The 13,580-nt window shown below is 48.7% G+C and carries 13 protein-coding genes and 4 tRNA genes; 6 read left to right on the forward strand and 11 right to left on the reverse strand.

Annotation, left to right across the window (positions count from 1 at the left end; translation table 11 throughout):
- The first annotated feature begins 20 nt into the window (after positions 1 to 20).
- Positions 21 to 557: a YaeQ family protein gene (locus V5J35_RS22195; RefSeq protein WP_354009221.1), complete on the forward strand. Its 537-nt coding sequence runs from the start codon at positions 21 to 23 to the stop codon at positions 555 to 557.
- Between the two features lie 47 nt (positions 558 to 604).
- Here the strand turns inward: V5J35_RS22195 and V5J35_RS22200 are convergent, their stop codons facing one another.
- The 6 genes from V5J35_RS22200 to V5J35_RS22225 form a co-directional block, all read right to left on the reverse strand.
- On the reverse strand, positions 605 to 1,579 hold the full coding sequence (locus V5J35_RS22200) for a DUF523 and DUF1722 domain-containing protein (protein WP_354009222.1): 975 nt from the start codon (positions 1,577 to 1,579) through the stop codon (positions 605 to 607).
- Positions 1,580 to 1,684: 105 nt separating this feature from the next.
- Complete coding sequence (locus V5J35_RS22205; RefSeq protein WP_354009223.1) at positions 1,685 to 1,999, reverse strand: TusE/DsrC/DsvC family sulfur relay protein; 315 nt, start codon at positions 1,997 to 1,999, stop codon at positions 1,685 to 1,687.
- Positions 2,000 to 2,017: 18 nt separating this feature from the next.
- Positions 2,018 to 2,305: a sulfurtransferase complex subunit TusB gene (gene tusB / locus V5J35_RS22210; RefSeq protein WP_354009224.1), complete on the reverse strand. Its 288-nt coding sequence runs from the start codon at positions 2,303 to 2,305 to the stop codon at positions 2,018 to 2,020.
- Positions 2,305 to 2,664, reverse strand: coding sequence for a sulfurtransferase complex subunit TusC (gene tusC, locus V5J35_RS22215; protein WP_354009225.1), 360 nt, complete (start codon positions 2,662 to 2,664; stop codon positions 2,305 to 2,307). Before tusC ends, tusB begins: the two co-directional genes overlap by 1 nt.
- Before the next feature lie 8 nt (positions 2,665 to 2,672).
- A complete protein-coding gene (gene tusD / locus V5J35_RS22220; protein ID WP_354009226.1) occupies positions 2,673 to 3,065 on the reverse strand; it encodes a sulfurtransferase complex subunit TusD in 393 nt (130 codons plus the stop codon).
- 80 nt (positions 3,066 to 3,145) lie between these two features.
- Positions 3,146 to 3,817 carry a Bax inhibitor-1/YccA family protein gene (locus V5J35_RS22225; protein ID WP_354009227.1) on the reverse strand — a complete coding sequence of 224 codons (672 nt, stop codon included), beginning with the start codon at positions 3,815 to 3,817 and terminating at the stop codon, positions 3,146 to 3,148.
- A 214-nt stretch (positions 3,818 to 4,031) separates the two neighbouring features.
- On the opposite strand from V5J35_RS22225, the gene V5J35_RS22230 reads away from it, so the two are divergent.
- From V5J35_RS22230 to V5J35_RS22240, 3 genes are all read left to right on the forward strand, one after another.
- Positions 4,032 to 4,122, forward strand: a tRNA-Ser gene (locus V5J35_RS22230).
- A 56-nt stretch (positions 4,123 to 4,178) separates the two neighbouring features.
- Positions 4,179 to 4,269: transfer RNA gene (locus V5J35_RS22235), tRNA-Ser, on the forward strand.
- Positions 4,270 to 4,323: 54 nt separating this feature from the next.
- Positions 4,324 to 4,414, forward strand: a tRNA-Ser gene (locus tag V5J35_RS22240).
- A 489-nt stretch (positions 4,415 to 4,903) separates the two neighbouring features.
- Here the strand turns inward: V5J35_RS22240 and V5J35_RS22245 are convergent.
- From V5J35_RS22245 to V5J35_RS22265, 5 genes are all read right to left on the reverse strand, one after another.
- A complete protein-coding gene (locus V5J35_RS22245; RefSeq protein ID WP_354009228.1) occupies positions 4,904 to 5,626 on the reverse strand; it encodes a transposase in 723 nt (240 codons plus the stop codon).
- A 268-nt stretch (positions 5,627 to 5,894) separates the two neighbouring features.
- Positions 5,895 to 7,718, reverse strand: coding sequence for a nucleotidyltransferase family protein (locus tag V5J35_RS22250; protein WP_354009229.1), 1,824 nt, complete (start codon positions 7,716 to 7,718; stop codon positions 5,895 to 5,897).
- 406 nt (positions 7,719 to 8,124) lie between these two features.
- Positions 8,125 to 10,422 (reverse strand): hypothetical protein, encoded by a 2,298-nt coding sequence (locus tag V5J35_RS22255; protein WP_354009230.1) that lies wholly within the window; start codon positions 10,420 to 10,422, stop codon positions 8,125 to 8,127.
- A 125-nt stretch (positions 10,423 to 10,547) separates the two neighbouring features.
- Positions 10,548 to 11,057, reverse strand: coding sequence for a primase-helicase zinc-binding domain-containing protein (locus V5J35_RS22260; RefSeq protein ID WP_354009231.1), 510 nt, complete (start codon positions 11,055 to 11,057; stop codon positions 10,548 to 10,550).
- 204 nt (positions 11,058 to 11,261) lie between these two features.
- Positions 11,262 to 11,338, reverse strand: a tRNA-Pro gene (locus V5J35_RS22265).
- A 152-nt stretch (positions 11,339 to 11,490) separates the two neighbouring features.
- Here V5J35_RS22265 and V5J35_RS22270 point away from each other — a divergent pair.
- Together V5J35_RS22270 and V5J35_RS22275 are read left to right on the forward strand one after the other, a co-directional pair.
- The gene (locus tag V5J35_RS22270; RefSeq protein WP_472924768.1) at positions 11,491 to 12,126 is read left to right on the forward strand and encodes a peptidylprolyl isomerase; all 636 of its coding nucleotides are present in this window, start codon (positions 11,491 to 11,493) and stop codon (positions 12,124 to 12,126) included.
- 154 nt (positions 12,127 to 12,280) lie between these two features.
- The gene (locus V5J35_RS22275; RefSeq protein WP_354009232.1) at positions 12,281 to 13,579 is read left to right on the forward strand and encodes a sulfurtransferase; all 1,299 of its coding nucleotides are present in this window, start codon (positions 12,281 to 12,283) and stop codon (positions 13,577 to 13,579) included.
- Position 13,580: the final 1 nt, after the last annotated feature.

The raw sequence follows: 13,580 nt of genomic DNA on the forward strand, positions 1-13,580 counted from the left end.
ATTTTATTGAGCTGTAATTTATGGCATTGAAAGCCACTATCTTCAAAGCGGAAGTGCAGATTGCTGATCTTGACCGTCACTATTATCAGACACACAACCTGACCATTGCCCGCCACCCTTCCGAGACCGATGAGCGTATGATGATTCGTCTGCTGGCTTTTGCCCTGCATGCTGATGAGCATCTGTCGTTTACTAAAGGGCTCAGTACTGAGGATGAGCCGGATATCTGGTTAAAAAATTACAGCGAAGAGATTGAACTCTGGATTGATCTTGGACAGCCCGATGAAAAGCGTATTCGCAAAGCCTGTGGCCGGGCACAGAGCGTGGTGCTCTACAACTATGGCGGCAATACCAGCGATATGTGGTGGCAGGTTAACCGTGATAAATTCAGCCGGTTTGAAAATTTGCGGATTTTTAATCTGAACCAGGAGCAGACTCAGCTGCTGGCAGAATTTTCCCAGAGATCCATGCAGCTGAATATGACCATTCAGGAAGGACACGTACTGCTCAGTGACGGTGAGTGCAGCCTTGATCTGGTGCTTGAGCAGCGCATGTAGATACTTTTTACCCCGGATTACCCCGGATTACCCCGGATTACCCCGGATTAAAGATTATTACGCAATCCCATGGCTTCCGGATGAGGCGCCAGGTAGTACTGGTTCTGTATATACTCGCTGCCGTGGACTTCAACAAAATGTTTTAACACGGTTAGTGGCACAATAAGCGGAATGCTGCCGGTGCGATAATTCTCGATCTGTTTCAGCAGTTGCTGTTTGTCAGCACTGCTGATGGATTTCTTCAGATAACCGAGAATATGCAGAAGCACATTGGTATGGGACTTACGGTTCACCCTCTTTTTCATCAACGTCATAAACTGTTCAAAATAGTCCTCAGACATCTTCTCAAGAGGAATCGTTTTACCTTTCGCAACCAGCTGGCCCAGCACAACATACGCCTGCTGGTCATGAGCCATTAACTGGTATTTGTAGCGAGCGTGAAAATCTCCCACCTTCTTATAAGTCAGGTCTGTCAGAACATCCTGATGCCAGTGATGATACGCAATCACACGATTGATAAAGTTTTCCCGCAAGACGGGGTCGTGCAGACGGCCTTCTTCCTCAATGGGCAGTAAAGGTCTGGCTTCCATCAGGGCTCTGGCAAACATACCCGCTTCACTTCTGCCCAGGGGAGAGCCGTTCTCATGGTAGACCTTGACGCGTTCCATACCGCAGCTGGGTGATTTCTGCATAAGGATGTAGCCACTGATGCCATCAAGCTCAGCCGCTTTCTGCCTGCCATAGTCATAGAGCTGATCCGTGACGTCTAATGTGGGGTCGTCGGTGCCTTTGACGCGATAGTGGTCCATATCGCCTACCAGGCGGATGGGTTTTCGGGGGATGGGCAGGCCAATGCCGACTTCCGGGCAGACTGGCACAAAATCAAAATATTGAGATAAAAGGTTCGTGCAGTAGGATGATTTTTTATGGTCGCCGTTATAACGGACTTTTTGTCCCATCAGACAGGCACTGATGCCAAGGCTGATCTCTTTTTTATATTCCGGAAGTGAGACAATAGCCATAAACGGGTCCCCCTGTATTAATCATCAGATTCAGTGTAATCGACGCTGGAGGAATAGAGAAACAAATAATGTTGATTGTGCGCCTGCAGGCAGACGCACGTACTTTTAGAAACAATTGGTAGGGCGGGGCAGACCTGCGATCAGAGCCGCCAGTTTCGCAGGGCTTTCAGGAAACAGTTGCATCAGGTAAAGGCTGTTGCCTTTCTCCTTCCCAAGATGCGTGGCAATGTATTTAACAAAGGGACGCTGGCTGGGGGCGTGTTCAAATTCGGCATAGAACTGGCGCAACAGGTGGATAACCTGCCAGTGTTCATCCGTCAGGACGACGTTATGGTTGGCCGCCAGCTGATGGGCAACCGTTTCGTTCCAGTGGGTAAGGTCGGCCAGATAGCCGTCTTTATCAAGAATCAGGTCAGTCATTCGCTAAAAGGTTCAGGGTTAGTGCCAGCCCAGGACTTTATCGTGAGCTTCAGTCAGTTCAACAAATCCGTCGTAGTCTACCGCAGTAATATTCAGGTCGTCGCGGTTGCTGACTCCCCGGGCCAGGACATCGGCTTCCAGTACGTAGACAGGAATGTCCAGAATCACCTCCCTCAGAACATCACTGGCTTCGAACAGAGCGTATACTGCGTCTTCAATAAGCAGTATGGCGTCGCCCAATAATAAAGAGCGCAGGCATAATTCCAGCGCCTGACCGGTTTTGTTAACAGTATGCAGGGTAGACATCAGAAGTTTAACACCTTGTCATGTTGGGTGATAAAAGGAGCCAGCGCGCCTTCTTCCAGTAATGTAAAACCGTCAACCAGCTGGTCTTCCGTAATGCCGCGCTCCTGTAAAGACTCTGAATCAACAAAGATGGTTTCAATACCGTACATGGGCAAGGCTTTCAGCATCGCAGCCAGGCTCTTTCGGGATAGTTGCTCAGGTGACTGGTTGTCGAGCAGCTGGTAGACCGCATCACCCATAAGCAGCAGGGAGGTATCCAGGTCATAAGAGGCTGATACCAGTGCTGCATCCAGAGCCTCGCGGGCATTTTGTCCATGGTAAGGCGCGCGTGTGGAGATAATGCAAACAGATGGATTCATGGTTCACCTTAACTGCCAAAGGTTATAAAACGGTCGGCTTCCAGACCGGCATCAATTAACTGACCAAGACCGGATAGCTGGTGGACGTCTGACAGATTGTGTGCCGGGCGTTCATAACGCTCGGCTTCGCTGGCATCAATAATGCCTCTGCGCAGGGCTGCTGCTATACAGACAACACTGTCGAGCCGGTTTTCCTGAATAAACGATTCCCACTCTGCCGGCAAGTGTTGTTCATCCTGTGGGGGAGAGGCCAGTGTCGTTGCTGTGTGAACACCATCCTGATAAAAGAACAGTCGATGAATGGAATGCCCTTTGGCGATCACAGCTTTGGCAAACTGAAGGGCGGTTTGTCCAGCCTGGCTGGTGGCCGGGGCTCCGTAAATTGCCAGAGCGTATTTCATAATAGAGTTCCTGAAGAACTTTGTGCACATAAAAAAAGCCCTGTCATGGACAGGGCCAGCGGATTAACTCAGTTAACCGTTTAGTCGTCTGCAACACCCAGCAGATGCAGCAAGGCGGTGAACAGATTATAGATATTCAGGTACAGGGAAACCGTTGCCCGAATATAGTTGGTTTCGCCACCATGAATGATACGGCTGGTATCAAACAGAATAAGGCCTGACATCAGCACGACAATACCGGCAGACAGTGCCAGCTGACCGCCGGGAATGCTGAAGAACATCATGGCGATGCTGGCCACCAGGGCAACTACCAGGCCGACCATCAGGAAACCACCCATGAAAGAGAAATCTTTACGGGTTGTCAGTACATAGGCAGACAGTGCAAAGAAAACAATGGCTGTACCGCCCAGAGCCTGCATAACCAGGGAGGGACCATTACTCAGGGCCAGATAATAGTTGAGCAGTGGGCCAAGCGATGCGCCCATAACACCGGTGAAGGCAAAAATGGCGATGATGCCGTTGGCGGACTCTGCGGTTTTATGAACCACGAACAGCAGGCCAAAGCCAACCAGGGTTAAAATCAGCGAGGTCATGTGGCCAATATTCATGGCCATGGCGATACCGGCTGTGACGGCGCTGAACAGCAGCGTCATGCCCAGTAACATATAAGTATTACGAAGGACTTTATTAATTTCGATACCCGTACCCGACTGGGCAACGGCCGAAGCGAGGGTAACTGGCTTGCGTTCCATATCATTGTTCTCCACATTGGGGATATAAAGCAGTATACCAAAGCCTGAGACTGGGGCTATAGCTTTGAAACTGTGATAATTTGTAAAAATGTGACTGATCAATCATTGTTCATCGGCCTGTAATTATTCCTGCCCGGCCTTACCGTTAATATATTCTTTGATATCAAGGGTTTGACAGCAAAAGGATTTAAGGTAATATTGCTCTCGTTGCTGCGGAGGGATGGCTGAGCGGTTGAAAGCACCGGTCTTGAAAACCGGCGTAGGTTAATAGCCTACCCAGGGTTCGAATCCCTGTCCCTCCGCCATATTTTACAGGCAGCATGCAAAACAATATTGTTTTCTTTACAGTATTGTTCTCTGCGGAGGGATGGCTGAGCGGTTGAAAGCACTGGTCTTGAAAACCAGCGTGGGTTAATAGCCCACCCAGGGTTCGAATCCCTGTCCCTCCGCCACTTTATTTTAAAAGTCTCAGTAATATTGCTTTTTATAGCAGTGTTATTCCCTGCGGAGGGATGACTGAGTGGTTGAAAGTACCGGTCTTGAAAACCGGCGTAGGTTAATAGCCTACCCAGGGTTCGAATCCCTGTCCCTCCGCCATTTTCTCTATTACCAGTATCCACTTCTTCAGCTGCCTTCAGTGTCCGGGCTGCATTCCACCAACGTCTCCCCTGTTCTTTAGCCGCATTGCGTTGGAAAGTCATAACCACTGGTGAAGACGACATCGATATCCGGTGTATTTGCGGCTATATCTTCGTCAAGAATATGGGTTCCCTCATTGACCAGTGCCAGAACACAGCGTTTTACAAAAAAAGAAAATTTGATTCCCCTCCCTCGAATTCAAAATTGAGACTCTTAAGCTCAATGCGAAAAGCAGAGTGCATTCAACAGCAAAAGAACCTTGGTTACAAGAATCTGAACTTTACTCTTGGCGTACCGATGCTAACTGGAAAAAGTCTGTCAGAGAGGTTGAGTCTGCATTAGTCATTGATAATGTGGTGGGGCGCTGTTCAGTTAAGCAGTTGATAAACCCAGTGGCCTGCAATTTTTTCATTGAACTCAACAATGCCCGTTAACAGCTCCGCCTGATCATTTTCTATCAGTGCCATTAAGCAGGGGCGCTTTGCACAGGGTGAACTCACCAAAGCGATGATTAACAGCGTCCAGTGTCGCCAGCAGCTGGTCTTTGCGGGAATGGTCTTCACTGAACAGTTCGCTCTGGCTGTCTTTGAGTCGGGGGGCCAGGGCTCCGATATGAACCAGGTGTGCGCCACGACCATCCCAGTAAACATCCAGAAAAAAAACAGCCAGAGCCATAATCTGGTCACCATCCGCCGTTGGGTGGAGGCTTTGCAGCTTGCGATGAATCCAGCCCCGGTGGGTATTAATACCAATCGCACAAAATAACCATTCGATAACCGCCCAGCTCCGAAAGCAGAGGCTGGCTATTCGACCAGTCTCTGCAACCAGCTTATTCCAAGAGTCGCAACAGGCATCGACAATACTTTCATAGCTTTCAAAGCACCTGTTGGACAAATCGTGTTCGCGTAACCACTCCCACAGTTGCTCTGCGCTGTTCAGCTCCGGTGAATAGGGTGGTAGGTGAATCAATGTCAGGTTTGAGTATTCTGGTAGCTCTTTTGCCACATGATACCCAGCTCTATCAATGATCACGACCGCATGCCTTCCAGCAGGTGTCGCTCTTGAAATTTCTTTCAAATGTAGCCCTATGCACTGGCTATTAACATTGGGCAAAACCAGTGCAACGCCCCTATCTCTTGCTGGACAGACGGCACCGCCCAGTCGTAGCAATAGCCGCTGTTAATTTCTGCTAAAGGTATACGCCATATCTGGCATATCTGCCGGGTCACTCCATGAAAGACCATCCTGGCCACCGTTCTGAAAAGGTTGTTGATGTTTTTTTATCAATGTCATCAGGCCTGACTCTGGTGTGTTATGATCCACCTTTTCTGACCTTTTGGTCAACTCAATCGTAACAGTGCGGCTGGGTATGGACGTCCGGGCACGTGGTGGCAGAGCAGGCTGGGTGCCCGGATATTGATTGACTACCGTGGGCTGGTTAATCCTCTGACCCGGAGGGTGACGGATTCTGATGTCTGTCAGACAGTAAGAGCCCTACATTCTCTCTGTCTTGGTAATGGGTCATTCCCAGCCATTGATCGTCAGAATGGTAAACCTGCACCACCTTCTCTCTGGTATCAATCGCCTTTTGCACAATGTCAGGCAACAGAAGTTCTTCCTTGTTTGCACCGGCCAGATTTTGTTTCTGACGCGTTAAAAATGTCACAAATTCTTCTTCTATCAGTGCAAAAATATCCGGTTGTAACCCCCAGACGTTCATGGAAACCGGTTGCTCATCAGAAAAAGCGGCGGCGGGCTGACCGGCAGGATTCCCTTCTATTCCTCCGTGTTCCTGCTGTTTCAGGTTAAAATGCTCTTCCACCCTGACCAGCTGGTGGTCTTCATTAATGCGGCAGATACCACGATTAACACTGCCATTGTCGGAAAGGGTTTTATGAAGCGGGTAGGTGACCATTGCCCAGTTTTTACCGGCTGGCAAGGCCTTCATTATTTCAGTAAACACATTGGAACCATAATAATCATCAGCATTCAGCACCATAAATGAACCCTTTACAACCTTTCTGGCAGCCCATACCGCATGGGCGGTTCCCCAGGGACGGGTTCGCTCTGGCAACTCATCTAACTGGAAGCCGGGAGGAAGATCATCCAGTGTCTGATAGGCGATTTGAACGTCAATACCGTCTGGCAGTTTGGAAATGATGTTATCCTGTACATCCTGTTCCAGTTCTTCGCGGATAATCAGCACCACTTTTTTAATACCTGCCGCAGCGGCATCCCTTATAGTGACCTCCGGTAGAGTCTTGTTGATATAGGGCAGAATATCCAACTGTTTAGGGAACCCGTATCGGGACCCTTTCCCGGCCGCCATGATCACCAGTGTTGGAGGTGGCAGGGGGGTAACTTTCTGACCAGCAGCATTTGTCCTCTCATTTTGAGGGTCTTTCACCCCTTCGGTAGTCGCATCGTTGTTCTGTGAAGTGTCTGAGGTTGGTGTTGTATCACTGTTTAACTCAGAGCCATCCTGCGACGGTTGGTCAGAAGATGCAGTCGTCGAAACCTGTTTGTCACTGGCCTGATTGGGAACGCTGATAACACCCGGAATATGGCCTTTGTATGCCTGAAAAAACTGATTCACCAAAAGCTGTTCCATCAATACGGCAGGGGCAGGAATACCAACGAACTCCCCTTCAACATCGAGAAGCAGTCGATGCAGCCATAAATACACATGATTCAGCGCCAGGTAGTGGCTACTTCCGGCAATGTCCTGATCCGAGCGCCACAGCCACAGCGTATTACGGATTCGTTGCAGCAGCAGCTCGTGAAATTGTGGGTTTTGCAACCGGGCTTCCACCCACTGAATATCTTCAGGGCTCAGTACAATCTGTTCACCATTAACCCTGACAACAACAGCCACTTCAGAATCCTGACCGTGAGGTACTGCAAACATCATCAGGTTATCGCCAGACAACTTATCGCCAGACAAGACTGGATTCCCTCTCATACCCCCTTTTTTGGGTTTGCCAGGAAAATCGAACGGATCATGGTTGCCGCCATAATGATTAATCAGTTCAGTGTTACTGCCTGCGCCAGTCTCTGGCCACTCCAGCACCATGGGAATCAGCTCTGGCTTTTGCTCAGGCAAGAGGCCAGACAGCAGCTTTTTTGAGCCTGGTTTCAGGGGAGGTTGACGAACACCTTTATCTGAAAGCGCATACAGGCAGTTTTCTTTCATCGAACGGGGAACTTCGAATATGGCGCTCCCCCGACGAATGCCCAATGCCCGACGTTGCCCGTCAGGCAATGTTTGCCATTCCAGTTCGCTCGTGCTTTTTACCAGCCTCACTGTTGGGTTTGAACATTGATAGAATTGCTGTCCTTTGAACCAACTGACATAAACCAATGTATTATTCGGGTTATTGGTTAAATCATGAAGGTTAGAGAAGTTTTTTATCGGTTGAATAGAGGGCGGGAGACGTGTGTTATCTGCCCGGGCATGTGTCAGACAAGATAAGAGAACAATAAGGCAACCCACCAGAAGTCTGACTCCGAACTTACCTGAAGTAGCAAAGAGAACAACGGGGTTAGCACATAGATCACAGTATCGGTTATTCATTTTATGCAGTCGGTCTGAGTATTCGAACCATCAAGCATAGTTCAACCGTCAGGCCGCAGGCTCTGTCAGCAAGCGGCCATTGTGATGGGTAGTGTTAAAGATCCGTTTCCAAATGTCCCAGAAATCTGGAGTGCCAATCTTTCAGCAACTCGCCGAGGGTCAGACGATCTGCTTCGGACAGAGTAAGTTCTAACGCTAACGAAATGAGATCAGGAGCCCTTCTGTCTCCAATATGTGATAATTGCTGAGTCAGCTGATAAAGCATCCACAGCAGCTGCTTAGAAGGGGGAACATCAAGCCTGTCACTCGCCGTCGTAAAAGGAAATAACGTCCTGTTCTGAATAGTGCGATTGGATACCTCTATGATATGCCGGCCAAACAAGGCGACATCCGATGCAGTAGGAAGCAGAGTCGTCAGCATATTACTGAGCTCGACCCACCCCCCTGTTGATCTCAGCATTGAAGATATGATTGGGCTGAATTCGCTGTTGTTGGAAGAATCCTGAGATTCTGCGGCCCGGTTTTTTTTAGATGGCTTATTACCTGATTTAGTGGGTAAAAGCAGATGCTTAACACGAGACATTAACTTTTTCTTTTGCCGCTTGTCGATGTCATTTTTTTTCCCGGTTAATTCTCTGATTATTTCGTCAGCTTTCTTAGTGGTGTAATGGACAGGTCCGGTAGCCGATGATGCGCTGTCTTCTACATCACACAGAGTATTTAAATTTAAGCATCCGTAAGAGTGGGCCTGAGAAATGCCAGGCCTTGGAGTGACGACGGCTGCTCGTCTGGGTAACTTTGCCGAGCCTGGTGCTGTGGTACTGCCCTGTCTGACTTGATGACGCAGGTCAGGAATGGAGCGATACTTTGGCTCAAGACGAAACAGATGGCTGAAACGAGCCATCACTTCAGGTGCCACCCGACTGTGGTACAAAACTTCAAAATTTGTATCGGAAGCCACGCTGAAAGCATACAGAAAAGGTGAAGCAAAGAAGTGTGAGTCCAGGAGGAAACTGTCCACTTCATCACGGGTCATTGCTGTTACAGCCTGCCTTGCACTCTGTGCCGGGGCTGACAGAAAACCACGATCACTCAAGGCAAAGATAAAATATCCTGACAACGACTCAAAGGAAGAATCACTGACGGATAGCTGATCCAGAATTCTCGCGGCATCTTCAAGCATTCGCGGGTTTCTTCTGGTCAGTTGCCATAATCGAAACAACATCTCCTGAAATGTCATCGATGCTTGGAAAGTCTGATAATCACCATTCTTATTATTGCTATTTTTCTTATTATTTTTATCCTCGTCACCCTCATCGCCACCGCTACCGCTACCACTACCACTCGCGCTACTTGAGTACCCGGCGTTAGCACTGCCCTGGCTGGCTCGCCTCGAAGATCCGGCAGGTGCTTGCGAAGCACCTGCTTCTCTGGCAGATTTACGGGGTGAATGTCCAGTGCCATTGCCATTGCCTGGTACCGACTTGGGATGCAGTCCGGAACGGTTGCTGACGATGGATGTGCTGCAGGGCGCACCGTCGATCATCAAAATACCCGATAACCTCACGTCTGCAGACAAGGTATCCAAAGGCGTATGACAGCTTTGCCCTGCCTCAATACCCACTCCCCGCAGGTTTAGCGCAAGGTTTGACACCTCTGATTTTTCAGATAAACGTACCAGAATATTGGCTGCAAACGGGTCATTTATCTGAATAACAGGCATTGCCCCTGTGTCTGAACCAACAGCACCGAGTCGATTAGCGACCAGCTGGCTGACCTGGTTTTCGGACGGACCATCCTGTTTCTCCGGGGCTGCTGGAATTACACTGAATCCCAGAGCTTTTACCGAATTCCCCGCCAGAACCTCCTGCCCGGCTTCAGCAACAACACCGAAAAGTTTCTGGCCCTGCTTAAGCATCAGTGGTTCATTGATCAGATAAGTTCCGGGAAAAAGAGATATCTGACAGTATTCAGGTGTCGCCTGCAGAAGACTGACCAGATCCACATCACCGGAAGGGCTCACTTCAATCTGACACGCGTCACTGCTATCAGTACTCGTTTCGCTAAAACCTGTCCCGCCGGGTAATACCTGCGACCAGAGCCATGCGGGAATTTCAAACCAGGGAGAGAGCGTTACTTTTTTAACAGCAGATGTCTGTGGCAATTTTACAGACGGCGACATTGGCAGGTTTAAATCACCGGCAGGATTTGGAAGATGCATCCCGTGTTGGTGGGATAAAAAACGGGTCTCACCCGTTACGGCAGAACCGGAACAATAACCGGAGTATCCGGCAGTGAGGGCTCCCCAGGACACCACAGCTTTTATTAACCGAAGCAAAGGCATTAACCGAAGCAAAAACGTTCTTCTGCCGGGAAGGTAAGCATTAGTCATTCTTATACGTATCCAAACGATTTATTGATAGTCGAGTTATTGATAGTCGAGTTATTGATAGTCGAGTTATTGATTTGAGTAATCGACAGTCGAGTGTAGTCAACGTTTGGAATAAAGTTGGCTTTTTATTGAAACCGCACAACGGCATGGATGCAGAGGCCCGGGCGACAGAAAATATCAATCGGATGGAAAGGGTCAGGATTGGTTGACGTTGAGTATTCATAGGATGCCTTCTGAGCAGCAATACGTTGTGCTTTGAGGGTAATGATCCGCTCTGATTCAGCACGGCGTTCTCGTTTTACGCGGTACTCCACCTTAATTTTGGCGAAATCAAAATGATTACCGGTATGCGTCAGGTTCAGCCAGGAAGCAACCATTTCTAATGCCCGGACAAACCCGCAATCATGAATCTTCATGATCATGCTGTACCCATCCCCAGCTTCACAGCCCCGGCAGAAATAAAGCCCGTTAGCATGATCTTTATACTCATACCTGTCGTTGCCGCCACAGTGCGGACAGCTCATGCCTTTTTTAGTGGGAGTGGTTTCTTTCGGTGACAGGCCGTAAATTGATTGAAGTATCTCACCCCATTTGCCATAGGCCGCAGCGTCTACGATATCTTTTTCGATTCTCATAACGACCACCCATTCTCGGAGATTGAAGAGGCAATGAGTGGCGGTATCAGAAAATCAGGGATTGAAGAGCACGTGTTTGAGTACGTTGGGACTTTAAACGACGGTGGGTTTAACAAATAACGACGGGCAGGTGTGTGTTTTTTGCCAACAAATAACAGGCACAAAAAAAGCAGCTGTCTAAGCTGCTGATTTTTAATGTTTTTCTGGTCGGAGCGAGAGGATTTGAACCTCCGACCCCCACAACCCCATTGTGGTGCGCTACCAGGCTGCGCTACGCTCCGAACCTTTGCTATACAGCATGCAAAACTGCCGTCAGCGGGCTGTATATTACCTTTCCGGCTGTTAATTGCAAGCCTTATGACGGCCATTTGCCTTGGCGCAGTAATCACGTAGGATAAGCACAATCTCTGAACACTGTAACCAAGGATGCATTATGCGAACATTGCTGAACCAGAAATTGTTGAACCGTTTACTGCCGTATTCAATGGCCCTGACCATGGCTTTCATGGCCAATGGGGTGGCGGCCAGTTCATCTGAACCATCAGTGGACAAAAACAAAGATGAAGTTGTACGGGTTCAGATGGAAACCAGTAAAGGGAATATTGTTATCCAGCTGGATGAGAAACGTGCACCCGTAACGGTCAAAAATTTTCTGGGTTATGTTGAAGATGGCTTCTACGACAATCTGATTTTCCATCGTGTCATCAATGGCTTTATGATTCAGGGCGGTGGCATGGACAAAACTATGAGCCAGAAGCCAACCAAATCCCCCATATACAATGAATCATCCAATGGTCTTGGTAACAGGCGTGGTACCATTGCCATGGCCAGAACTTCTGCACCACACAGTGCGACTTCGCAGTTTTTCATCAACCTGGAAGACAATAATAGTTTGAACTATCGTACAGGCCAGCCTGGCTATACCGTTTTTGGTGAAGTGGTTGAAGGGATGGACGCAGTTGATGCTATTGCTAAAGTAAGAACCGGTCGTAAAGCCGGACATGCTGATGTGCCAGTAGAGCCCGTTGTAATTGTAAAAGCTCAACGGGTTCAAACCCCGGTACAATAAAACTCCGGTAAAAAAATGTCGGGAGCGGGAAATGTAGTTTTCTCGCTCTTTTGAATAAGAAAAAACTGTCTTGGAGTCTCGCCCCAAAATTTTTTATACTCCTGCCTGCTTAAAAATAAATGTCCTAATTATGAGAAATCCCATGTTTCGATGTGTGAAACATATCATCTATTTGTGCCTGTTTATTGCCCTTTCAGGCTGTGATCAGCAGAAAAATATTCAGATGTCTGCCTTTGATCTTGTTGATCAGCAGAAAATGATGACACTGGTGAATGATCATGACTGGGTGCTGGTCGATGTGCGCTCCAGTGACTGGTTCAATGGCTGGCCGTCAGATAATACCGGGGTAGGTGGCCATATTCCCGGAGCCCGTAACTTTGACCTTAACTGGTTGCTGAATGAGCGCGATGAGTTAAACAAGCTGACTGAAAGGCTGTTCCAGAGCAAGGGGATGCGCAAAGCGCCGGGTATTGTGATCTATGGCTCCGATCAGTATGAGGCACAGGTGCTGGCCGACTGGCTGGTGGCTGAACAGGGGTTTGAAAATTCAGACATCCGTATTTTCCCTTTCGGTTTTTCAGGCTGGCTCAAATTCGGTGGTGATGTTGAAACCATGCCATCCTATACCCGTCTGGTGCCGCCTGTCTGGCTTGATAAACAGCTACAGAAGCCTCAGCCGCCAGTGATTCTTGATGTCTCCTACGGTGCAGGCATTCGATATCGCCTGACCCATATTCCGCAGGCTGTTCATGTTGATACCTCATGGATTGAATCCAAACCTCTGTGGAATGTGATTCCTGACAATGAACTTCAGCAGACGTTAAAGCGTCTTGGCATCTCTCAGGATAAACAGGTTGTCGTTTATAGCGAAGATATGACCGCTGCTGCAAGAATGGTTAGCGTACTGGATGCTATGGGTGTCGGAGATGTACGACTTCTTAACGGTGGATTTAAAGCCTGGGTTGAACAGGGTTATATTGTCCAGTCCGGTTGGGTTACACCTGAGCCAGTCGAAATATTTGGAACTGCGGCTTTCAGTGATGTGTGGGTGGATACGGAAAGAGTCAAAGCAATTTTGAACGATGACTCTGAACACCTGATCAGCGTTCGTTCATGGCGCGAGTTTACGGGGAAAAACAGCGGATACAGCTATATCAACGCTAAAGGGCGTATTCCCGGTGCTGTATGGGGGCATTCCGGAACAGACCCCTACAGTATGCAGGATTATATTAATCCGGATGGTACCTTAAGAGAGATTCGGGATATTGCCACTTACTGGCAGCAGCTCTCTCCAACAGAAGACACCGTTATGGCATTTTACTGTGGCACTGGCTGGAGAGCCAGTTTGTCCTGGTTTGCAGCCCGTTTGCTGGGGTATGAAAACGCCAGAATATACGATGGTGGCTGGATGGAATGGAGCAGTGACTCCCGTCGCCCAAGGGAAGCAGGTTAAG

It is taken from the genome of Endozoicomonas sp. NE40 (assembly GCF_040549045.1).
GTDB classification, from domain to species: domain Bacteria; phylum Pseudomonadota; class Gammaproteobacteria; order Pseudomonadales; family Endozoicomonadaceae; genus Endozoicomonas_A; species Endozoicomonas_A lisbonensis.